Source organism: Neobacillus cucumis (assembly GCF_016908975.1).
Taxonomy (GTDB): Bacteria; Bacillota; Bacilli; order Bacillales; family Cytobacillaceae; genus Neobacillus; species Neobacillus cucumis.
The window spans coordinates 70,367-92,328 of sequence record NZ_JAFBEX010000015.1 but is presented as its reverse complement, the minus strand read 5'-3'; the positions used below and the strand labels follow the sequence as shown (position 1 = coordinate 92,328).

At 38.0% G+C, this 21,962-nt stretch carries 17 protein-coding genes; 10 read left to right on the top strand and 7 right to left on the bottom strand.

Annotated elements, in window-relative coordinates; all coding sequences use genetic code 11:
* Nucleotides 1–179 precede the first annotated feature (179 nt).
* The gene (ltaS, locus tag JOC76_RS19775; RefSeq protein WP_205180507.1) at nucleotides 180–2,132 is read left to right on the top strand and encodes a lipoteichoic acid synthase; all 1,953 of its coding nucleotides are present in this window, start codon (nucleotides 180–182) and stop codon (nucleotides 2,130–2,132) included.
* Nucleotides 2,133–2,337: 205 nt separating this feature from the next.
* On the opposite strand, the gene JOC76_RS19770 is transcribed toward ltaS, so the two are convergent.
* Both JOC76_RS19770 and JOC76_RS19765 read right to left on the bottom strand, forming a co-directional pair.
* A complete protein-coding gene (locus JOC76_RS19770; protein WP_205180506.1) occupies nucleotides 2,338–3,501 on the bottom strand; it encodes a serine hydrolase domain-containing protein in 1,164 nt (387 codons plus the stop codon).
* 111 nt (nucleotides 3,502–3,612) lie between these two features.
* Nucleotides 3,613–4,656: an IS1595 family transposase gene (locus JOC76_RS19765; protein WP_205180505.1), complete on the bottom strand. Its 1,044-nt coding sequence runs from the start codon at nucleotides 4,654–4,656 to the stop codon at nucleotides 3,613–3,615.
* Nucleotides 4,657–4,990: 334 nt separating this feature from the next.
* On the opposite strand from JOC76_RS19765, the gene JOC76_RS19760 reads away from it, so the two are divergent.
* From JOC76_RS19760 to JOC76_RS19750, 3 genes are all read left to right on the top strand, one after another.
* Nucleotides 4,991–7,021, top strand: a complete 2,031-nt coding sequence (locus JOC76_RS19760; protein WP_205180504.1) for a YhgE/Pip domain-containing protein — start codon at nucleotides 4,991–4,993, stop codon at nucleotides 7,019–7,021.
* Nucleotides 7,022–7,173: 152 nt separating this feature from the next.
* The gene (gene htpG, locus JOC76_RS19755; protein ID WP_205180503.1) at nucleotides 7,174–9,051 is read left to right on the top strand and encodes a molecular chaperone HtpG; all 1,878 of its coding nucleotides are present in this window, start codon (nucleotides 7,174–7,176) and stop codon (nucleotides 9,049–9,051) included.
* A gap of 174 nt (nucleotides 9,052–9,225) precedes the next feature.
* Complete coding sequence (locus JOC76_RS19750) at nucleotides 9,226–10,110, top strand: YitT family protein (RefSeq protein WP_205180502.1); 885 nt, start codon at nucleotides 9,226–9,228, stop codon at nucleotides 10,108–10,110.
* Between the two features lie 62 nt (nucleotides 10,111–10,172).
* On the opposite strand, the gene JOC76_RS19745 is transcribed toward JOC76_RS19750, so the two are convergent.
* Nucleotides 10,173–11,414 carry an MFS transporter gene (locus JOC76_RS19745; protein ID WP_205180501.1) on the bottom strand — a complete coding sequence of 414 codons (1,242 nt, stop codon included), beginning with the start codon at nucleotides 11,412–11,414 and terminating at the stop codon, nucleotides 10,173–10,175.
* A gap of 187 nt (nucleotides 11,415–11,601) precedes the next feature.
* On the opposite strand from JOC76_RS19745, the gene JOC76_RS19740 reads away from it, so the two are divergent.
* Complete coding sequence (locus JOC76_RS19740) at nucleotides 11,602–12,027, top strand: MarR family winged helix-turn-helix transcriptional regulator (RefSeq protein WP_205180500.1); 426 nt, start codon at nucleotides 11,602–11,604, stop codon at nucleotides 12,025–12,027.
* 37 nt (nucleotides 12,028–12,064) lie between these two features.
* Here JOC76_RS19740 and JOC76_RS19735 read toward each other — a convergent pair whose 3' ends face one another.
* From JOC76_RS19735 to JOC76_RS19725, 3 genes are all read right to left on the bottom strand, one after another.
* The gene (locus JOC76_RS19735) at nucleotides 12,065–12,415 is read right to left on the bottom strand and encodes a hypothetical protein (protein ID WP_205180499.1); all 351 of its coding nucleotides are present in this window, start codon (nucleotides 12,413–12,415) and stop codon (nucleotides 12,065–12,067) included.
* 192 nt (nucleotides 12,416–12,607) lie between these two features.
* Nucleotides 12,608–12,814, bottom strand: coding sequence for a DnaJ-like cysteine-rich domain-containing protein (locus tag JOC76_RS19730; protein ID WP_205180498.1), 207 nt, complete (start codon nucleotides 12,812–12,814; stop codon nucleotides 12,608–12,610).
* A 181-nt stretch (nucleotides 12,815–12,995) separates the two neighbouring features.
* Nucleotides 12,996–14,411, bottom strand: coding sequence for a sigma-54 interaction domain-containing protein (locus JOC76_RS19725; RefSeq protein WP_205180497.1), 1,416 nt, complete (start codon nucleotides 14,409–14,411; stop codon nucleotides 12,996–12,998).
* Between the two features lie 211 nt (nucleotides 14,412–14,622).
* Here JOC76_RS19725 and pruA point away from each other — a divergent pair, with 211 nt between their 5' ends.
* The 5 genes from pruA (at nucleotide 14,623) to JOC76_RS19700 (ending at nucleotide 20,791) form a co-directional block, all read left to right on the top strand.
* Nucleotides 14,623–16,167 carry an L-glutamate gamma-semialdehyde dehydrogenase gene (pruA, locus tag JOC76_RS19720; protein ID WP_239557838.1) on the top strand — a complete coding sequence of 515 codons (1,545 nt, stop codon included), beginning with the start codon at nucleotides 14,623–14,625 and terminating at the stop codon, nucleotides 16,165–16,167.
* Between the two features lie 59 nt (nucleotides 16,168–16,226).
* Nucleotides 16,227–17,426, top strand: coding sequence for an ornithine--oxo-acid transaminase (locus JOC76_RS19715; protein WP_205180496.1), 1,200 nt, complete (start codon nucleotides 16,227–16,229; stop codon nucleotides 17,424–17,426).
* 34 nt (nucleotides 17,427–17,460) lie between these two features.
* Entirely contained in the window at nucleotides 17,461–18,753 is a 1,293-nt protein-coding gene (locus JOC76_RS19710) for a Glu/Leu/Phe/Val family dehydrogenase (RefSeq protein WP_275591380.1), read from the top strand.
* Nucleotides 18,754–19,085: 332 nt separating this feature from the next.
* A complete protein-coding gene (locus JOC76_RS19705; RefSeq protein ID WP_205180495.1) occupies nucleotides 19,086–20,528 on the top strand; it encodes an amino acid permease in 1,443 nt (480 codons plus the stop codon).
* A gap of 89 nt (nucleotides 20,529–20,617) precedes the next feature.
* The gene (locus tag JOC76_RS19700; protein WP_205180494.1) at nucleotides 20,618–20,791 is read left to right on the top strand and encodes a hypothetical protein; all 174 of its coding nucleotides are present in this window, start codon (nucleotides 20,618–20,620) and stop codon (nucleotides 20,789–20,791) included.
* An 83-nt stretch (nucleotides 20,792–20,874) separates the two neighbouring features.
* Here JOC76_RS19700 and JOC76_RS19695 read toward each other — a convergent pair whose 3' ends face one another.
* Entirely contained in the window at nucleotides 20,875–21,669 is a 795-nt protein-coding gene (locus tag JOC76_RS19695) for a TIGR00266 family protein (protein ID WP_205180493.1), read from the bottom strand.
* Nucleotides 21,670–21,962: the final 293 nt, after the last annotated feature.

Sequence of the window (21,962 nt, the reverse complement as noted above, 5' to 3'; positions counted from 1 at the left end):
TTAAAGCCGTTTTTCATGAGTGGAAAACAACCTAATCTTCTTGCAAGCATAATTCAATGGTTGGTCATAAATTGTTCATATTTACCTGTTATGATAGATATTAGTGAATTTGGTGCAAATTATCTATTTCCCAGTCCCTTTTTTTCTGTATAATAATGCTTTATGAGGTGATATAAAGAATGAATAAGATACTTAACAAGGGTCAAAGTATTTTAAATAAATATCTTGGCTTTTTCTTTTTGTCTGTTCTTTTATTATGGTTAAAAACATATATTGTCCAATTAACTCAGTTTCAATTAGGAATTGAAAACTCATTACAGAAATTTCTATTATTCTTAAACCCATTGGGTTCTTCTTTGATTTTCTTAGGTATATCTGCCTTTTTTAAAGGGAGAAAAAAATATATTTCGTTAATGGTAATTTATTTTTTATTATCTTTTCTATTATTTGCGAATGTGGTTTTTTACCGATTCTTTAATGACTTTATCACATTGCCTACATTAACACAGACGCAAAACTTTGGTGACGTGAGTGGAAGTGTTGTTACTTTATTAAAGCCTTATGACATTCTTTTCTTTGTGGATTTTATCGTTTTAGTGGCTTTACTTGCTTTCCGATTTGTTAAGATTGAATTGATCGATCTAAAGCGGAGAAAGATTTCTGTTTTGTATTCATTAGCACTGATGATTTCTTGTGCGAACTTATCGCTCGCAGAAATGGATCGTCCGCAATTATTAACTAGAGGATTTGACCGGAATTATATTGTGAAGTATTTAGGGATGTATAACTACACGATCTATGATGCGGTGAAAAGTACACATGCCTCTGCACAAAGGGTTATGGCCAATAGTGACGATATTACCGATGTCTTAAACTATACGAAGTCGAATTATGCTGAACCCAACCCGGCTTACTTTGGAAAAGGTAAGGGCATGAATGTGATTTACTTACATCTTGAATCCTTTCAAAACTTTCTAATCAATTACAAGTTAAATGGACAAGAGGTCACACCGTTTTTGAATTCGTTAATTAAAGATCAAAATACTATGTACTTTGATAACTTTTTCCATGAAACAGGGCAAGGGAAAACATCTGATGCCGAATTTATGCTTGAGAATTCACTGTTCGGCTTACCGGAAGGCTCAGTCTTTACAACTAAAGGCTTAAACACATTCCAAGCTGCACCTGCTATTTTGGGGCAGAACGGCTATACTTCAGCAGTTTTCCATGGTAATTCCGGAAGCTTCTGGAACCGCAATGAAATTTACAAATCATTTGGGTTTGATCATTTCTATGATGCGAACTATTATCAGATTAATTCTAGCGATGAAGCTGAATATGGATTAATGGATAAACCATTCTATCAGCAGTCGATTCCTATGTTAGAATCATTGCCGCAGCCTTTTTATACCAAATTTATTACGGTGGCAAATCACTACCCATATGCAATGAATCAAAAAGATGCAACCATCGCACCTGCTACAACAGGTGATAAGTCCGTGGATGGATATTTCCAAACGGCACGTTATGCGGATGAAGCGTTAAGACAATTCTTTGATTACCTTAAGAAGTCAGGGCTATATAACAATTCCATCATTATTATGTATGGTGATCACTATGGAATCTCGGAAAATCATAATAAAGCGATGGCACAAATCATGGGTAAGGAAATTACACCATTTGAAAGTGCTAGCTTACAACGGGTACCATTGTTTATCCGTGTTCCAGGTATGCAAGGTGGGGTAAACCATGAGTATGGTGGACAGGTTGACCTTCTTCCAACACTTCTTCACCTATTAGGCATTGATACAAAAGATTATGTTCAATTTGGTACAGACTTATTATCAAAACAGCATGATAGTGTAGTGGCATTCCGAAATGGTGACTATGTCAGCCCAACAATTTACTCTGTTGATGGTAAATATTATGATACAACTACCGGTTTAAAATTAGGAGCAGACAAGTTGGCTGAGGCCAAGAAATACAAAGATTTGGTCCAGCAAAAATTAACGTTCTCGGATAAAGTGGTAAACGGGGATTTATTACGTTTCTACACTCCAAAAGGCTTCACTCCAGTGGACCGGACAAAATATGATTATAATGCTTCGCACAAAAATGAAATCACAAAATAACCATGATCAAGGCTGCCGAATACTGGCAGCCTTTTTTTAAAATTATAGCTATGTTAAATAATATTGTTGATAAATGATTATAAAAACAAGGACCCGCTTTGGGGTCCTTGTTTTAAAGCCTTTTTGAAGATTAGCACCCGTTAGCTTAAGTACACTCCTTCACAATCTTCTATTCAACAATGATTTAATTAAATGCACGATGTAATCAGGTTGAAGAATTTATTAATTTATATAAGATTGTAGGCCACCAGTCCATAACTCCCCACTTTCTTCCAAGACGAATAGCAATTGTATTGTTATCTGGGCTAACGTATAGAACTTGACCTAATGCCCCTAACGCAAAATAGTCATTATTCGTGTTGTTATTTAGATGTCCCCACCATAAATATTTATAATATGCTTTATTTTGATTAAACCACATTTTTCCCCAAGGTTGGTTTTGATAATAGCGGAAATGCTGAACATTAGTGGGCACATTATTTGGACTAACTGATTCCTCAATCCAGTCTTTACTAATAATCTGTTTGCCCTTCCATTCCCCATTATTCAAATATAAACTACCGAACTTAGCTAGATCTATTGCAGTCATTACTAGCCCACTCTCAATCTTTTCAAATGAATGCTTTTCACTGTCTAATATCATAAAGCCTGGAAATTCCATTCCTAACTGACTCCATATTTTCTCATAAAAAAAGTCTGTTACACTTTTATCTGTTGTCCTTTCAAGAATAAGCCCTAGTATTAACAAATGATAATCATTATAATGAAAAAATGTATCATTCGTATCTTCTACAACGGTCAGTGCCAATTCCCTTGCATTCGGATACAAGTAAACTTTTGCCTCATCTCTCCACGGAAAATGACCTTCCTTGAACTTTATCCCTGCATCCATCTGAAGGAGATGTTTGATTCTAATATTTCTTAGTTTTATTTCGGGTATATACGAAGAAACGAAATCATCTACACTTTTTATATAACCACTATCAATAGCTATTCCAACAAGAGTAGAAATAAATGATTTTGTAATGGAGAACAGCTTTTGAGGAGTATTTCTTTTATGTCCATTAAAATAACCTTCATAAAAAATAGTATCATTTTTAATAATAAGTAATGCAGTAGTTCCTGTATTCTCCATAAACTGTTTAAAGTCAGCAATTCTTTTTTTTCCTTTATGTAAGTATTCAAGGGTTGAAAATTTCAGTTTATTTGGCGATTCTTTAAAAGAATATGGATTATTATCTAATGGGAGTTTCTTTGTTGAAAAGAAATGATAGTCATTGTATGCAACTGTAAACTTATTTCTTACCATATATGAAAAATATGTAGGAATGTAATTTTTTTCATTCAATATATATTTATTATTTTCCATCAATTTCCCCCCCAAAAAAACAAATATGAAGAATCGTGTTTCCTTTATAAATTATCTATCGTTTTCTATTTATCCTTCTTCAACAAACCTGCCCCGATAGTTAAACAAGGCTTATGAAACTTTGAACGTAGATAACCTCAATTTACCATAAGTCGCCACAGTCGGATATAAGCAGCTTTCGACAATCATCTTACTAACAGTTGTAGAATCGTTTCGGAAGCGGATCGTATCCAGAAACAGAAACCAGCTCAAATAATGGTCGAGGTACTTGGTCGCCACACCATTGAATCGATTCATCCAGCCCTTTAAGCGGCTGTGATAGTTATTGACATTTTGGATATGATAAAGCCCTTTAACCCGTTCCTTACCATCGGATTTAAACGGGTAATGTTCAATCCCTTTTTCTTTTGCATAGGCTTTGAAAGCTCTCCAGGCATCTGTGCAAAGGGTATTCGTAACAGATACCTTGGAACCAATCGCTTGGTCAAGTTTCGATTTAACAATGCGGCCCTGTCCCAATACTTTTGAGTAGGTTTGTTTTTGGCGGTCCCTCGCAACCAATACACAGACCTGTTCCTTACTGATGCCACGGAATCTGGATGCACCGCCACGTGTGCGGGCTTTGCGGCCAGTTATCTTCCGTTTCCCTTTTTCGGAGTACAGGAAATAGGTCTCGTCCATTTCGACGATACCTGAAAAATGGTCAATCTCCATCTGCTTCAAGGCGGATAAAACTTTGTGCCTCCAGTAGAACAGGGTGACGTGATGAACGCCGATTAGCTCTGATGCCTTTCGTAAAGAATACCCTTCAATCATACAATGGATAAAATCCAACCATTTATGGGGAAGGTGAGATCCTTTTAACGGGGTATTGGTTACATCCGTAAATGTCTTCCCGCAGTCCTTACAACGGTACCGCTGGCGTTCAATCACTTTCGCTCCCGCTTTGATTCGATATTTTCCGAAGCGGACAGCATTTGTGGAATGGCAATGGGTGCAGGTGTAGCCATCTTTATGTTTCTGTTCGGATATTTCTTTAAAGATGGGACCGCTTGCGGAATAAGAGACGATTGATTTTATGAAAAAGTCTTTTAACCGCAATTGATCTGCATCGTTAAGTTGTTGGATCTCTTTAATAATGTCCTTAAGTGCCATTCCGAACCCCGCCCCATATATGTTCTCATAAACTTATTATAGAACAAGTGTTCGTTTTTAGCAAATATCAACATAAACGATTAACAGAGCTTAAATTATAAGAAAGTATAAATTTCTACTTCGAGAATTGTCTAGCTCCAGCGCCTAGCCCCTCGAGGTCTTAAGCCACTCCCAAAATGAAGGCAAAAAGCGCCTTCTTTTTGGAAGCGTCTTAAGCTTGTCGGGGCTGACCAAGGCGCTTGCGCTTTTCTTATAAAATTCTCACGGACTCCTTTGAATCTAGTTTTCCAAATAGTGAAAGCTAATAAGAAGACTACTTGCGAGGAGGGGAAACATGCGGCAAATATGGAGAATCTATACCACTGATTGGAAAAATATATTTAAGATCCCAATTGTTATCATCTTATTAGCAGCATTGACTGTTTTGCCATCGGCCTATGCTTGGGTGAATATTAAAGCAATGTGGGACCCATACGGCAACACCTCTGGGATTAAAGTGGCTGTTGTCAATGAAGATAAGGGGGCAGAAGTGCAAGGGAAGAAAATAAACGTAGGAAACGAGATTGTGCAAAACCTAAGGAAGAATAAAAAACTTGGCTGGGTATTTGTCGATCGCTCCACAGCCGTAAATGGTGTGAAAAAAGGAGGGTACTATGCTTATTTGATCATACCTCAGGACTTTTCTAAGAAACTTTCCAGTATTCTCGAAATAAACCCGAGTAAACCGCAAATTTTATTTGGTGTAAATGAAAAAATCAATGCAGTTGCACCGAAAATCGCCAGCTCTGGAGCCACAAATGTGATGAATCAAATTAGTCAGGCTTTTGTGAAAACGGTTGGCGATGCCCTGTTCTCAGGTTTTTATAAGGCTGGAATTGAGTTGGAGAAGGAATTACCATCAATTCAACATATGGAGAAAGAAATTTTCACATTAGAAAAAGCTCTCCCGCAAATTGATGCGATGGGGAAGAAGGCCATTGAACTAGAGGCACAGCTTCCTGAGATTAAGGAAAAGGCACAAAAGGTAATCGAATTAGAACAAAGAATACCTGAGATTAAACAGGCAGGGAATAGTATTTTAAAAGTTGAAGCGAATCTGACGCTTATAAATGAAGCTGGCGAAAAGGTATTGGCACTGCAAAAAAAATTGAGTGATATGAATCGTATTAATCAACTAGTTACCCAAGTGGAAGATTCTTTGTCCGAAATGGAAACAAACATTACTCAGTCAATCGATCGTTCCGCACAAGCCGCTTCTAATGGAGTAACCAATGGAAATCAGGAACAATTGACACAGCTCCATGATGAACTATTAAGTATTCACAATCAGATTCAACAAACGCGTGTTGACCTTCAGCAGAAAGTTTCAGAAGGGGAAAAAATCGTTAACAGCTCTTCCGATTTTATCAAAAATGATCTTCCAGTCATTGAAGGGAAAATTCATAAAGCGGCTGATTTTGTTCGTAATGATTTGCCAGCACTAGAAAAAGATCTTCACAAGGCAGCTGGTCTTGTTCGTACAAGGCTTCCTGAATTGGAAAAAGTAGTCCACAAAGCAGCGGACATTGCCAGAAATGACTTACCAAGCTTTGAAGCCCAAATAAGAAGTACGGCTGATAAACTTCGAAGATTAAAAGGGAGTATTAATATTACAGATTTAATTCAATTCTTAAAGCATAACCCGCAGGCAGAGAGTAACTTTTTAGCCAGCCCTATTCTGTTAAACACCAAAAGAATTTTTCCCATCCCAAATTATGGATCTGCGATGACGCCTTTTTATACGATGCTGGCACTTTGGGTAGGAGCAACATTCTTAATTGCTTCACTTCGAGTAGATGTTGATGAATCAGAACAAGCATATAAGAGTTATCAAGTTTACTTTGGAAGGCTACTTACTTTTCTTACGATTGGGATTTTTCAAGCTGCTATTGTGTCACTGGGCGATTTATTTATCCTTCATACCTATGCGGTTGATAAAGTTTGGTTTGTCCTTTTGAGTATATTTATTGGGATGGTATTTGTCATCATCACGTTTACATTACGTTCTGTTTTCGGCACACTGGGGAAAGGTTTAGCGATTATTCTATTGGTTTTGCAAATTTCAAGTTCAGGCGCGACTTTTCCTGTTAGTACCACCTCTGCCTTCTTTCAAATGATTTATCCGTTTATGCCTTTTACTTATGCTGTCAGTATGCTTCGGGAGACCGTTGGAGGGATGGTAGTAGATGTGGTAAGAAGAGATGTGTTATTTTTGCTAATTTTTATTGCAGCCAGCTTTCTATTAGCACTTATTTTGAAAAAACCTTTGAGCAAACAAATCCAAAAGACGTCGGAACTGGCAAGGGCTTCAAAAATTATTCAATAACAAATATAATGATTAATTTATCTAGCATCCGTTGTGATGCTATTTTTTCTTGACAAAAATTCAATAAATATGTTATTAAAATAATGGGTTAGCACTCAATTGTTTAGAGTGCTAAAATAAAGGTATATTTGGTTGAAAAAGGAGAGGTCTTGATGGAAACAAAGCAATTTAAAGCAGAGTCCAAACGTCTATTAGACATGATGATTAACTCAATTTATACTCACCGGGAGATTTTTTTAAGAGAGTTATTGTCGAATGCAAGCGATGCCATTGATAAAATATATTATAAAGCCTTAACAGATGATTCGTTGACCTTTGATAAAGATAGCTACTACATAAAAGTAACGGCTGATAAGGACAATAGAGTCCTGAAAATTACTGATACCGGCATTGGCATGACTTTGGAAGAGCTTGAAAATAATCTAGGTACCATTGCCAAAAGTGGATCATTAGCTTTCAAAAAGGAAAATGAAATTAAAGATGGATATGACATCATCGGCCAATTTGGTGTAGGTTTTTATTCTGCATTTATGGTTGCTGATGAAGTTACCGTTATCAGTAAAGCATTGGGCAGTGAAGCAGCCTATAAGTGGGAATCACAAGGTGCTGATGGTTACACGATCACTCCAGTTGAAAAGGATTCCGTTGGTACAGAAATTACCTTAAAAATAAAAGAAAATACGGAAGATGAAAACTATGATGAGTACCTTGAAGAATATCGTTTAAAGTCTATCATCAAAAAATATTCAGATTTTATTCGCTACCCCATTAAGATGGATGTAACAGAAAGAAAGTTAAAAGAAGGTAGTGAAAGTGAGTATGAGGATGTAGTTGAAGAGCAAACGATTAATAGTATGGTTCCGATTTGGAGAAAGAATAAGAAGGATTTAACAAAGGAGGATTATGAGCATTTTTATGCTGAGAAACGCTACGGTTTTGACAAACCGCTTAAACATGTTCATATCAGCGTGGATGGTGCAGTAAGATATAATGCGATTCTTTATATTCCTGAGAACATCCCATTTGATTATTACACACAAGAATATGAAAAAGGGTTGGAGTTGTATTCTAATGGTGTGTTAATCATGAATAAGTGTGCGGACTTGCTTCCTGACTATTTTAGCTTTGTTAAAGGGATGGTAGACTCTGAGGACCTGTCATTAAATATCTCAAGAGAAATGCTTCAGCATGACCGTCAATTGAAGCTGATTGCCAAGAATATCAACAAGAAAATTAAAAGTGAATTATTATCAATTTTAAATAATGAACGAGAAAAGTACGAAGAGTTCTTCAAGGCATTTGGCAGACAGTTAAAATTTGGAGTATACAGTGATTACGGAACCCATAAAGATGAACTTCAGGATTTATTAATGTTCTACTCATCTAAAGAGAAAAAATTGGTCACGCTTGATGAGTATGTTTCAAGAATGCCAGAAGATCAAAAATATATTTATTATGCAACAGGAGAGTCCAATGAGCGGATTGACAAGCTGCCGCAAACGGAATTAGTGGCAGATAAAGGATATGAAATTTTATATTTCACTGAGGAGATTGATGAGTTCGCGATTAGAATGGTCATGTCCTACAAAGAAAAAGAGTTTAAATCTGTTTCAAGTGGAGATTTAGGCTTTACTGCTGATGAAAGCCAAGATACTGCTGCTGAGGAGCAAGAGAACAAAGGGTTATTTGATTTTATGAAAAATACTCTTTCTGAAAAGGTTAAGGATGTAAGAATATCAAAACGACTTAAAACTCATCCTGTCTGTTTAACAACAGATGGTGCGGTATCAATTGAGATGGAAAAAATTCTAAATGCGATGCCAAACAGTCAAAATGTAAAGGCAGACAAGGTCCTTGAAATTAATGTGCATCATGATGTATTTGCATCATTAAAGGATGCTTTTGAAAAGGATCAAGAGAAGTTAACGTTATACACAAACTTGTTATATAATCAGGCATTGCTTATAGAAGGACTACCAATCGAGGATCCGGTTGAATTTACAAATAATATTTGTAAGGTTATGGTATAAAAACAAAGGGATTGCAGTTCAGCTGCAATCCCTTTTTATAATAAGAATCTGAACTCCAGTTCATTTTTTATGAAAAATATGATATAATACTATATAGAACGTTTTTATAGGTATTCCTATTCCTAATAGATTGGATGATCGTATGGCAGAATACAATGAATAAGGAGTGATTGAATGACCGAATTAATCAAGGAAAATCTTCAGCATCGTAAACTTCCTCTCAGCAGAATCATTATTAGAATCATTGCCATAACCATTGGAGCCATTCTCATGGCAACAGGACTAGAAATATTTTTAGTTCCCAACAATGTCATTGATGGGGGCATTACAGGTATCTCTATTATGTTGGCGCATATTACTGGATGGAAATTGGGACTCTTTCTATTTGTATTGAACCTGCCTTTCGTTTATCTGGGCTATAAACAAATGGGAAAAACTTTTGCTTTTTCAACCGTATATGGAATTATTGTTTTATCCATCTTTACTTCGTTTTTTCACCCCATTCCTCCTTTTACAGAAGATATCCTCCTAGCAACCCTTTTTGGCGGAATGATTTTAGGAATAGGAGTTGGTCTTGTCATTCGTAATGGTGGAGCATTAGATGGCACAGAAATACTAGCTCTAGTTATTAGTAAAAAAGTTCCTTTTTCAGTTGGGCAAATTATTATGTTTATGAACATTTTTATCTTAGGAGCGGCCGGTTTTGTCTTTACCTGGGATCGTGCCATGTACTCCTTATTAGCCTATGTGATTGCATCGAAAGCAATTGATACAGTTGTCCAGGGACTTGAAGAAACAAAATCAGTCTGGATTATTAGTGACAATGCAGAAGAAATTGGAAATGCCGTTAATGACCGATTAGGACGGGGAGTAACCTATTTAAACGGTGAAGGTGCCTATACAGGAGATAATAAGAAGGTCATTTTCAGTATCATTTCCCGATTAGAAGAATCAAAATTAACCACTATTGTGGAAGAAATTGACCCAACAGCATTTTTAGCTATTGCAGACATAGCTGAAGTTAGAGGCGGTCGTTTTAAAAAGCGGGATATTCACTGAATGTTTCACAAATGGATAAAAGAAAAGGATCTATCTATCTGACAGATCCCACCTGAAAATAATTAATGACCTAATTCAACCTCGTCAACATGGTTAATGTGCTTTTTGTTTATTAATATGAATATTACAGAGATAAGTACAAAGCATCCCCCGACAATAAACGGAACAGAGGGATTATAAATCTCCGAAAGTTTTCCGGCCATATAAGGTGCAATGGCACCGCCAATAAAGCGAAGGAAGCTGTAAGCGGCAGAAGCTGTAGAGCGTTGTACAGGTGCTGCATTCATAACCGCTGTTGTAATCAGTGTATTATTATTACCTAATAAGGCACCAGCCGCAATGACGCAAATAATGATAACCATTTGTGTAGATGTCCATGTACCCATGACAAAAAGTAGGATTCCAAACATAATCAGCATGGCACACATTGATTTAATCGTTCCAAACTTTTGTTGCAGTTTTGGAGCCATAAAGACAGAGGTAATTGCCAGTAAAACACCCCAGCCTAGGAATACAAATCCAAGCCCATGTTCATCCAATCCCATAACAAATGGGGCATAGGCAAGCAATGTAAAAAAGCCGAAATTATAGAGTGCTGCCGCAATCCCGAAAACCAAGAGTGAACGGTGTTTTAGTGCACGGAAAGGATCTGCCAAAGAAGTTTTTGTTTGGCTTTTTTGATCTTGGCTTGCTTTGGGCATTAAGAGAATTAACCCGATAAAAGCTACGACCATTAGTGTGGCAACGCCAAGAAACGGACCTCTCCATGACATTGCTCCTAACCAGCCACCTAGAAGCGGACCTACTGATATTCCTAGACCAATGGCAGCCTCATACAAGATAATGGCTTTTGCTGTTCCGCTATTAGAAAGCGAGACAATCGCTGCAAGAGCAGTTGCAACAAATAATGCATTTCCTAGTCCCCAGCCGCCACGAAGACTAACTAGCGACCAAATACCATTTGATAAGCCGCCAAGGGCTGAAAAGACTGCAATAATAACAATCCCAGAAAGAAGGGTCCATTTAATTCCCAGCCTTGATGAAATCATACCCGTAATCAGCATGGCAACTGCCATAACTGCATTATAGCTAGTGAATAATAGGGTAACTTGACTTTGTGTGGCATGTAATTGTACTGCAATGGCTGGTAAAATAGGGTCAACTAGTCCTAAGCCCATAAACGCAATAATGCTGGCAAAAAAAACAGCCCATACTGCTTTTGGTTGTTTTAATAGTGAGCCCTGCGAATCTGATTTTGAAGTGTTTGCTGAGGTTGACGCAATTGACTGCGGCTTCGATGACATTCACATCTCTCCTTAATAATTTGAAATAATATTAGATATAGTTGTATAATGAAACTATATGATTGTATTATACAACTATTTTCTACTACGTCAATGATGTTTTAAAAAGTCTTTCGTTATGAATTCGTAAATAATTTTGATTATGATATGATTATGTTAGTAACTTGAATATGGTGAGGTCACAGAAATGAATGATAATGCTCTGGAAATGATTGAACTTGAATTAGCGATTCTGCTGCGACGAACTACATCTGCCACCAATAAAAAAAGTGGGAATCTTGATCGTGCTGCCTATTTATTACTTCGTCGCATTGCAATGAAAGGGGCAGTGGGGGTAAAGGTTTTAGCAGGTGAATTTCAATTGGATATATCAACTGTCAGCAGACAAGCAGCCGCTCTAGAGCAAAAGGGCTACTTGTATAAAATACCTGATCCGTTAGATGGAAGGGCATATACCTTTCAAATTACAGAGTTAGGACAAACAGAATTACATGATCATATGAAGTCTCGTTTAGAACGAATTACCGAATTACTACAAGATTGGCCGGAAGAAGAGCGTCAGGTTTTTGGGAAGCTGTTAAGGAAATTCAATCAGTCATTTTTAGACAGATAAAAAAATAAGGGCTTATCGCCCTTTTTCCTCTAAAAACTTATTTTTCCTTCTCTTTATCTTTTTTCTTATCCATTTTACGGTCACTTAAGGTACGATAAATTTGTGTATACATACTGCCCTGCTCAATATTTTCTAAAAAGAAGGGACCGATAAGTTCTATGTATTCTTCATCATCAAACATTTTTTTGTTTTGTAATTCCATTTCAGCAAGCCCTTCATAAATCGATAGGAGGGCGAACGTGTGATCTTCTCCGGAAATGGGAGTTAGAATTTCCACCTTTTGATCATAGTTTTCATTTCTAAACTTTTTAATCTCCCTTAAATTTTCGATCCCTTCTTGAAATTTGTCTTGTTTAATGATAAACGTCTGATACACATAAACAGACATAAAAGCACCTCCATTTATTGAAGCAAAACCTAAGTATTACTATTTGTCTATCTCTCACTTATTATTCATAGTTCTAATGGCTGAATCTGTCAGTTAGCAGTCTAAAAATGATAAGTTTATTATGCGAAAAATAGGAAATCCCTGCATGTCCAAACATGCAGGGAATTTTATTTAAGGGGGAATTCTCTTTCATTACTTCATTTCTTCCCAATCCGCGTATTGACCGCTGCCTTGGCATCCTGGGCATTCAAATGAATTAAAGTAGGCAAATTCATTATAAGGATACACAGTGTACCCTCTTCCTTCACAATCTGGGCATTTGCCTTGCTCCTTCATATTGGAGACATGATTTTGGTATCTAGCCTCTTTCCATTGATTAAATGAGTTGAGTAGTCCCATTTTCTTCACCTCATCGTTTTTACTTAGTATGGGGGAAAAATGGAATATTTATGCTTGCATGTTTTTATATCATAAAAGGGAATGCTTACTAAGTTATTAATCGTTATATTTTCCTGTTGATATATGATATGAAAAAGCTTTCAAATAGTGATTCTTCTGATGTAATGCTTGTACAATTTTTTTAGTTATCCATATCTAAATTTAATTTTTTCAATCGGTATTGTAAGCTTTGACGGCTTAAGCCAAGTAACATGGCAGTCTTTGAAATATTAAAATTATTTTTCTTTAGTACATGGGCAATATAGGTTTTTTCAAATAGTTCTAATTGATCTTTTAAAGGCACCGTCACATCTCCATTTTCTTTCATAAAGGTATCCACTGTAGAGAGAGGCATTAATCTTTCTTTTAACTGCATTTTGTTTCGATACTGGTATGGTAAATGGCGGTATCGAATGAAGTCTTCATCATCCATCATGATGTTCATGGCAGCTTCAATAATATGCTCCAATTCGCGAATATTTCCATGCCATTCATATTCAAAGAAAGACTGTTTAACTTCTTCGGAAAGCCCCCTAACCCGCATCTGAAAACGTTCATTATATTTCTCAATAAAATGCTCTACCAGTAATGGGATATCTTCTTTCCGTTCACTTAATGGCGGAACAAAAATCGTAACGACACCGAGCCGGTAATACAAGTCTTTACGCATCCGATTATTAGCCACCGCATCAATCGGATCTTCATTCATGTTGGCAATGACCCTGACATCAACAGGTGTATCCTTTGTATCCCCAATCCTTCTTATTGTTTTTTCTTGAAGGACTCGAAGTAATTTTGCTTGAAGATTTAAATTTAAGGAATTAATTTCATCAAGCAGCAAGGTCCCGCCGTTTGCTTGTTCAAATAATCCCGGTGTATCGACCGCTCCTGTAAATGCTCCGCGTTTGGTTCCGAACAGAAGGCTCTCAATTAGATTATCCGGTAAAGCTGCACAGTTTTGAGAAATAAATGGCCCGGACAATCGCTCGCTACCATTATGTATACTTTGGGCAAACAGTTCTTTTCCTGTACCAGTATCCCCTACAATCAATACATAAGAGGAGGTTCTTGTTGCACGTTTGGCTGATTCTATGACTTCTTGAATGGCGGGACTAATCCCAATAATGTTATCAAAAGTATATTTAGTGTTCCCTTTATTCATGTTGCCTTTGATTAAGCGTTCAAGTTTAGTTACGTCATTGGCAATTTCAACAGCACCTTCTAATTGATCGTTTGAATAGATAGGGATTGTGTTGTTAATAGTGGTAATTTCACGCCCCTTATTATTAAAATAGGTCTGCTTAACATTACTTGTTTCTTTTCCTTCTTGAAGCGCTTTTACTAGTGTGCTTGATTGATCATCTTTAAACATAAACACATCTAACAAATTTTTATCGATAACATCTTGAAAATCCATTGATTCAATTTGCATCATTTTTTTATTATAAATAATCGTTTTACCCGTTTCATCGACGGCATGAACTCCGACATCAATCTCATCCAATATCCGTTTATATATATGGGTTAAGTAAAGTAAATGCTTATTTGTTTTTTCCATGATATACATACCCCTTGTTTTTCCTCTATGCACTTATTTAAACAAAGAAACCTTTATAATGCAAAATATTTTTGCGTTTTAAATAAAAATTTTTCATTTTACGCAAAAAATATTTGCTCTAAATATCATTAGAAAGCTGTTAAACTGCAAAATCATAGTTGGCACGAAATTTGCAATTTAAATTAGTGAATATCAAAAAGGGGGAAATATCATGTACTCATACTCACATGAACCATTTACGAATTTTACTGAGGAAAAAAATATACAAGAATTCAAAGATGCTCTTGCCTTCGTTCAAAGTCAATTAGGAAAACACTATCCAGTCATTATTGGCGGTAAATCCATTACAACAGAGGAAAAAATGCAATCCATTAATCCGGCAAATAAAGAAGAGGTGATTGGCAGTGTTTCAATGGCCAATCAAGAACTAGCAGAAAAAGCGATGCAGGCTGCTTTAACAGCGTTCGAATCTTGGAAAAAGTGGAAACCAGAGCACCGTGCCCATATCTTATTTCGTGCAGCGGCCATGTTGCGACGTCGTAAACATGAATTTTCTAGCTATCTAGTAAAAGAAGCAGGAAAGCCTTGGGGAGAAGCCGATGCAGATACGGCAGAGGCCATTGATTTTCTTGAGTTTTACGCTAGACAAATGTTATTGATTAAAGATGGAGTTCCAGTTAAAAGCCGTAAAGGTGAAATAAATCAGTTTCACTATATTCCGCTCGGAGTTGGAATCATTATTTCACCGTTTAACTTCCCACTTGCGATTATGGCAGGTACAACGGTTGCTGCGATTGTCTCTGGCAATACTGTTCTGTTAAAGCCGGCGAACTCAACACCAATCGTGGCTGCTAAATTTGTGGAGCTCATGCATGAAGCAGGTCTGCCAAATGGGGTTTTAAACTTTGTACCTGGCAGCGGAGCCCAAATAGGTGATTACTTAGTGGATCATCCAAAAACCCGTTTTGTTTCTTTTACTGGTTCACGGGAGGTAGGCTGCCGTATATATGAACGGGCGGCTAAGGTTAATCCAGGACAAATTTGGTTAAAGCGTGTCATTGCAGAAATGGGCGGTAAAGATACGGTTGTTGTTGATAATGACGCCGATTTGGATCTAGCTGCAGCTTCAATTGTTTACTCAGCCTTTGGCTATTCTGGACAAAAATGTTCAGCTGGCTCTCGCGCAGTTGTCCATCAAGACGTATATGACATTGTCCTTGAAAAGGCTGTTGCCTTAACAAAAACACTTACCATCGGTAACCCAGAATTAAAAGAAACTTATATGGGACCGGTAATAGATGAGAGATCCTTCAAAAAGATAATGAATTATATCGAAATTGGCAAGGAAGAGGGGCGATTACTGACAGGCGGTGAAGGGGATGACTCAAAAGGTTACTTTATTCAACCGACCGTCTTTGCTGACATGGATGAAAATGCCCGCCTCATGCAGGAAGAAATCTTTGGACCAGTGTTAGCTTTCTGTAAAGCCCGTGATTTTGATCATATGATGAAGATTGCTAACAACACAGATTACGGTTTAACAGGAGCACTAATTTCCAATAATCGCGAACACATTGAGAGAGCAAAAGAAGAATTCCATGTAGGGAATCTTTATTTTAACCGGGTATGTACGGGCGCTATTGTTGGTTATCAGCCATTTGGCGGATTTAATATGTCGGGAACAGATTCAAAAGCCGGTGGACCTGACTATCTACTTCTTCATATGCAGGCAAAAACAACTTCCGAAATGCTCTAGGATTGTATGAATTGAGGGCATCTAGCGATGTTCTCTTTAAGAAAAAAGGGGGAAACGACATGACAATTACGACTAAAACTACGGAGATTATTGATCAAACAAATAAATTTGGTGCAAATAACTATCATCCACTGCCAATTGTTATTTCAAAAGCAGAAGGGGTGTGGGTGGAAAGTCCTGAAGGCAAACGATATTTGGATATGCTTAGCGCCTATTCGGCTGTGAATCAGGGACATCGTCACCCGAAAATTATTCAAGCTTTAAAAAATCAAGCTGACAAAGTAACGCTAACTTCTCGTGCCTTCCATAATGACCAACTGGGTCCATGGTACGAAAAAATATGTAAGCTGACAAAAAAGAATATGGCTCTGCCAATGAATACAGGTGCGGAAGCAGTTGAAACCGCTCTAAAAGCAGCACGGCGCTGGGGCTATGATGTAAAAGGGATTGCTGAAAATCAGGCTGAAATCATAGCTTGTATAGGAAACTTCCATGGGCGGACAATGGGGGCTGTGTCGCTCTCCTCTGATCCAGAATATAAACGCGGATTTGGTCCTATGCTTCCTGGTATTAAATTGATTCCTTATGGTGACATAGACGCATTAAAAGCTGCGATTACACCAAATACAGCTGGATTTTTAATCGAGCCGATTCAAGGTGAAGCAGGGATTATCTTACCTCCTGAAGGATTTTTAAAACAAGCTTCTGACTTGTGTAAAGACAATAAAGTTTTATTTATTGCCGATGAAATCCAGGTAGGTTTAGCACGTACTGGTAAAATGTTTGCTTGTGACTGGGAAGAAGTTGAGCCCGATATGTTGATTCTAGGAAAAGCACTAGGAGGCGGAGTTTTCCCAATTTCTTGCGTAGTCGCGAATACAGATATACTAGGCGTATTTAATCCAGGTTCACATGGTTCCACGTTTGGTGGGAATCCACTGGCATGCGCCGTTTCACTAGCTGCTTTAGAAGTGATTGAGGAAGAGAACCTAACCGAACGTTCGCTTGAATTAGGGAAGTATTTTCTTGATCAATTAAAAACCATTAACAATCCTTTCATTAAGGAAATTCGTGGTAAAGGCTTGTTTATTGGTGTGGAATTATCTGAGGCTGCAAGACCTTATTGTGAAAAATTAAAAGAAGCAGGGTTATTATGCAAAGAAACCCACGATACTGTTATTCGGTTTGCGCCCCCGCTCATTATTAAAAAAGAAGAAATCAATTGGGCCGTTGAAAAAATCAAGCGTGTTTTATCATAAAAATATTACTCTATTAAAATAAGGGGTGGCCTAGATGCCTGCTAATCCATTAGTTGATGAAATGTCTAAGGAACAACAAAAAGAACAAGAGTCGTTAAATCTTTTTTACTCCACGCAATTCGTGATTCGAAAAGCACTAGGTAAGCTAGGATATACAGAAGAAATGTATGAGCTTTTAAAAGATCCGCTTCGTGTATTAACCGTAAGAATTCCAGTAAGGATGGACGACGGTACGGTAAAAGTGTATACTGGCTACCGTTCTCAGCATAATGATGCAGTAGGGCCGACAAAGGGCGGAGTTCGCTTTCATCCAGAGGTGGATGAAGAAGAAGTAAAGGCATTGTCGATTTGGATGAGTTTAAAGTGCGGAATTACCGATCTTCCTTATGGCGGAGGTAAAGGTGGGATCATTTGCGATCCAAGAAACATGTCCTTTAGAGAACTTGAAAGACTTAGCCGTGGCTATGTGCGGGCAATCAGCCAAATTGTTGGACCTACAAAAGACATTCCGGCCCCTGATGTTTATACCAATTCGCAAATTATGGCATGGATGATGGATGAGTACAGCCGGATTCGAGAATTTGATTCCCCTGGATTTATTACAGGGAAACCATTAGTTCTTGGCGGCTCTAAGGGACGGGAAACGGCAACCGCTGCCGGTGTGACCATCTGTATTGAAGAAGCCGTCAAGAAAAAGGGCATCGACTTAAAAGGTGCAAGAGTGGTGATTCAAGGATTTGGGAATGCCGGCAGCTATCTGGCAAAATTTTTGCACTCTGCTGGTGCAAAGGTCATTGGCGTATCCGATGTGTATGGCGGTATCTATGACGCGAATGGTCTTGATATTGATTATCTACTTGATCGTAGAGACAGTTTTGGTACGTTCTCTCAGTTATTTGAAAAGACGATTACAAATCAAGAATTGTTGGAGTTAGATTGTGATATTCTTGTCCCTGCGGCCATTTCAAACCAAATTACCGCTCAAAATGCAGCCCAAATAAAGGCTTCAATTGTGGTCGAAGCGGCAAATGGACCCACGACATTGGAAGCGACCACGATATTAACAGAACGAGGTGTTTTGCTTGTTCCGGACATTTTAGCGAGTGCTGGCGGTGTGACCGTTTCTTATTTTGAATGGGTCCAAAATAATCAAGGCTATTACTGGTCTGAAGAAGAAGTGGCTGAAAAGCTTGCGAAGGTCATGATTAAATCGTTTGATACGATTTACGAGACATCCGAGACACACCAAGTAGATATGCGTTTAGCCGCCTATATGGTGGGCATTAGAAAAGTAGCGGAGGCATCCAGTTTCCGCGGCTGGGTTTAAAATCTTGGCAGTAAAGATGATTTATTGATAACCGAAAGTGATTTAAGAATAAATCCCCTTTCCACTAAGTGGGAAGGGGATTTTTGCGTTAAATATGCAAAAATCTTTATAGATGATGCCAAAAAAATTGGCATGATGTTCAAATAATGTTCATAAATAAAGGCTTTTAATTTGGCATAAAAATTGCATTGTTTTAGAGTAAGAATAGTAAAAAAATTATAATGATTTGGTCGTTGTTAATGTCAGCGCCGAAAGTTATTATCCTTTTACTATTGACGATTTTTTTATGATTTTTTATTGAAAACGCATTCAATTTAGAGGGGGGAAGGTTAATGAATTTACAGGAGAGCAGTACGACTCATGAATTAAAGAGAACAATGAAAACTCGGCATTTGTTTATGATTTCTTTAGGGGGGGTCATTGGATCAGGTCTTTTCTTGGGGTCTGGTTATACGATCAGCCAGGCTGGTCCGATGGGGGCAATTTTGTCATACATTGTCGGTGGTTTTATTATGTTTTTAACGATGCTTTGTTTAGGGGAATTATCAGTTGCAATGCCGGTCTCGGGCTCATTTCAAACCTATACGACAAAGTTTATTGGACCTGGAACAGGATTTGCGCTTGGCTGGCTATATTGGTTAGGTTGGTCTGTAACGGTGGCATTAGAGTTGCTTTCTGCCGGACAACTTATGCAAAGATGGTTCCCACACTCTCCTGTTTGGATATGGTGTGCTATTTTCGCGATTGTATTATTCTCCCTTAACGCACTTTCTGCCCGTGCCTTCGGAGAAACCGAGTTTTGGTTTTCAAGTATTAAAATTTTTGCTATCTTAGCCTTTATTCTTTTAGGCGGCGCTGCAATGTTCGGATTCATTCACATGAAAGGTGGACAAGCCGCACCGTTTTTATCCAATTTCACCGCCCATGGGTTGCTCCCTCATGGTTTGACAGCCTTGATCATTACCATGATCACCGTTAACTTTTCCTTTCAAGGGACTGAATTAATTGGTATTGCAGCGGGAGAGAGTGAAGAACCTGAGAAGACCATTCCAAAATCAATCAAACAAACAGTCTGGCGTACACTATTTTTCTTTGTCTTAGCGATTTTTGTGTTAGCAAGTTTAATTCCAATGAAACAAGCAGGTGTGGTCGAAAGTCCATTTGTTGTGGTTTTTGACAGTATTGGGATCCCATATGCTGCGGACTTGATGAATTTTGTTATTCTTACCGCCTTACTTTCTGTCGCAAACTCCGGTCTTTATGCGGCCACTAGGATGTTATACGCAATGTCGAAAGAAAAAATGGCTGATGCTAGGCTGACAAAAGTGAATAAGCAGGGTGTTCCGTTTAACGCCCTAGTATTAACCATTGGGATTGCATTGTTGTCCTTATTATCAGGATTTTTTGCAGAGGAGACTGTCTTTGTTTGGCTTCTTTCGATTGCGGGGTTAGGGGCGCAGGTGGGATGGATTTCCATTACAGCCTCACAGATTGCTTTTCGCAGGAAGTTTATTCGTGAGGGCGGGAAGGTTGAAGATTTGAAGTTTAAAACACCGTTTTTCCCGGTCTTGCCAATCATTGGACTAGTTTTAAACTGCCTTGTGCTAACTAGTTTGGCTTTCGATTCTGAACAACGTCTCGCCTTATATTTAGGAATTCCGTTTGTGGCAGCCTGTTATTTTATTTACCATTTTAAAATTAGCAAGAAACGTGAACACAATGGATTAGGAGAACAAGAATTAAATTTAAATGAAAATAAGAAAATGATTATTTAAATAGGGCAAAAACGTTTGGACGGTTCCAAACGTTTTTGTTTTGGATAAAGTACCTGCAAAAATCCATACTAAGCCTGAGGTGATAATCAATGAGTGATTGGAACGAACAAGCAGCACCTAATAATAATTTACCACCAAAAACGCTTAAAACTGGTGAGTTGACGGGCAAAGCATCAGAACATGAATTTTCTGAGGAATTATCTGATGGGGGTGAACGGGATCAAATGATCCAAAGGCAAAAGAAGAATTTAAAAATGAAATAACGGGTGGCGATTAACATCGTCACTTTTATTTTTTGCCGAGGAACAAAAAAAGCAGGGGCGACAAACGACCCTGCCTTAGAAATTCAATCTCCATTAAACATATCAAAAATTCCGCGTGCAATACTGCCTTCATCCTTAGCTCCACCACGGGATGGTGCAGCAGCAAATACCCTGCTGGCCAGTCTGCTGAAAGGCAATGATTGAATCCAAACAGATCCAGGTCCTCGTAATGTTGCAAAAAACAAGCCTTCTCCGCCAAAAAGGGCTGTTTTAACACCCTTAACAAACTCAATATCATATTGGACATTGCTGGTCATCGCCACTAAACAGCCAGTGTCAACACGTAGTGATTGACCTGGGAGCAGCTCTTTGCGAATAATGGTCCCTCCGGCGTGAACAAAACACAAACCGTCACCTTCAAGCTTTTGCATAATAAAGCCCTCGCCGCCGAAGAAGCCGACGCCCATTTTTCGTTGGAACTCAACGCCTACTTGAACTCCTTTTGCAGCAGCCAGAAAGGCATCTTTTTGACAGATAATTTTTCCGCCAAGTTCACTTAAATCCATCGGGATAATCTTACCTGGATAAGGGGAGGCAAAGGAAACATGTCTTTTGCCAGCACCAACGTTAGTAAAGGTGGTCATAAAGAGGCTCTCACCGGTTATGATTCGTTTCCCAGCACTAAATAATTTCCCCATTATACCGCTGCCACCTGTACTGCCGGACCCATCACCGAAAATTGTCTCCATATGTATGTTATCTTCCATCATCATAAAACTTCCTGCTTCAGCTACAACCGTTTCTTGCGGATCAAGTTCAACCTCAACAAATTGCATATCATCACCATAAATCTTGTAATCAATTTCATGGTTATTCATCCAGATCCCTCCACATTTCATACTCTATCTATGCCTATGTTTATTATAAGAAATTTAGGAAAAAAGTGCTAATTTTAGATAACAAAAAAGACGTCTGTAAAAACAGACGTCTCCTGCGTATTGAGGCGAGCAACCACACTCCACATAGTGTGCTCCATAAAGGAATGTTTCTCGACTTACACAATTCAGCTCATCGCTCATTTATTATAACACTATAATAAGTAGAAAAACAAGAAAAACTTTTTAAATAAAAGTACTTGAAGTTTCATCTGTATTACTATATATTCAAATAA

Excerpts from the sequence above, each read along its gene's own strand:
- JOC76_RS19725 (WP_205180497.1), bottom strand. The coding sequence starts at position 14,411 with ATGGAAAAAACAAATAAGCATTTACTTTACTTAACCCATATATATAAA.
- JOC76_RS19750 (WP_205180502.1), top strand. The coding sequence starts at position 9,226 with ATGACCGAATTAATCAAGGAAAATCTTCAGCATCGTAAACTTCCTCTC.
- JOC76_RS19740 (WP_205180500.1), top strand. The coding sequence starts at position 11,602 with ATGAATGATAATGCTCTGGAAATGATTGAACTTGAATTAGCGATTCTG.
- htpG (WP_205180503.1), top strand. The coding sequence starts at position 7,174 with ATGGAAACAAAGCAATTTAAAGCAGAGTCCAAACGTCTATTAGACATG.
- JOC76_RS19715 (WP_205180496.1), top strand. The coding sequence starts at position 16,227 with ATGACAATTACGACTAAAACTACGGAGATTATTGATCAAACAAATAAA.
- JOC76_RS19735 (WP_205180499.1), bottom strand. The coding sequence starts at position 12,415 with ATGTCTGTTTATGTGTATCAGACGTTTATCATTAAACAAGACAAATTT.
- ltaS (WP_205180507.1), top strand. The coding sequence starts at position 180 with ATGAATAAGATACTTAACAAGGGTCAAAGTATTTTAAATAAATATCTT.
- JOC76_RS19705 (WP_205180495.1), top strand. The coding sequence starts at position 19,086 with ATGAATTTACAGGAGAGCAGTACGACTCATGAATTAAAGAGAACAATG.
- JOC76_RS19710 (WP_275591380.1), top strand. The coding sequence starts at position 17,461 with ATGCCTGCTAATCCATTAGTTGATGAAATGTCTAAGGAACAACAAAAA.
- JOC76_RS19695 (WP_205180493.1), bottom strand. The coding sequence starts at position 21,669 with ATGAATAACCATGAAATTGATTACAAGATTTATGGTGATGATATGCAA.
- pruA (WP_239557838.1), top strand. The coding sequence starts at position 14,623 with ATGTACTCATACTCACATGAACCATTTACGAATTTTACTGAGGAAAAA.
- JOC76_RS19765 (WP_205180505.1), bottom strand. The coding sequence starts at position 4,656 with ATGGCACTTAAGGACATTATTAAAGAGATCCAACAACTTAACGATGCA.
- JOC76_RS19730 (WP_205180498.1), bottom strand. The coding sequence starts at position 12,814 with ATGGGACTACTCAACTCATTTAATCAATGGAAAGAGGCTAGATACCAA.
- JOC76_RS19700 (WP_205180494.1), top strand. The coding sequence starts at position 20,618 with ATGAGTGATTGGAACGAACAAGCAGCACCTAATAATAATTTACCACCA.
- JOC76_RS19770 (WP_205180506.1), bottom strand. The coding sequence starts at position 3,501 with ATGGAAAATAATAAATATATATTGAATGAAAAAAATTACATTCCTACA.
- JOC76_RS19760 (WP_205180504.1), top strand. The coding sequence starts at position 4,991 with ATGCGGCAAATATGGAGAATCTATACCACTGATTGGAAAAATATATTT.
- JOC76_RS19745 (WP_205180501.1), bottom strand. The coding sequence starts at position 11,414 with ATGTCATCGAAGCCGCAGTCAATTGCGTCAACCTCAGCAAACACTTCA.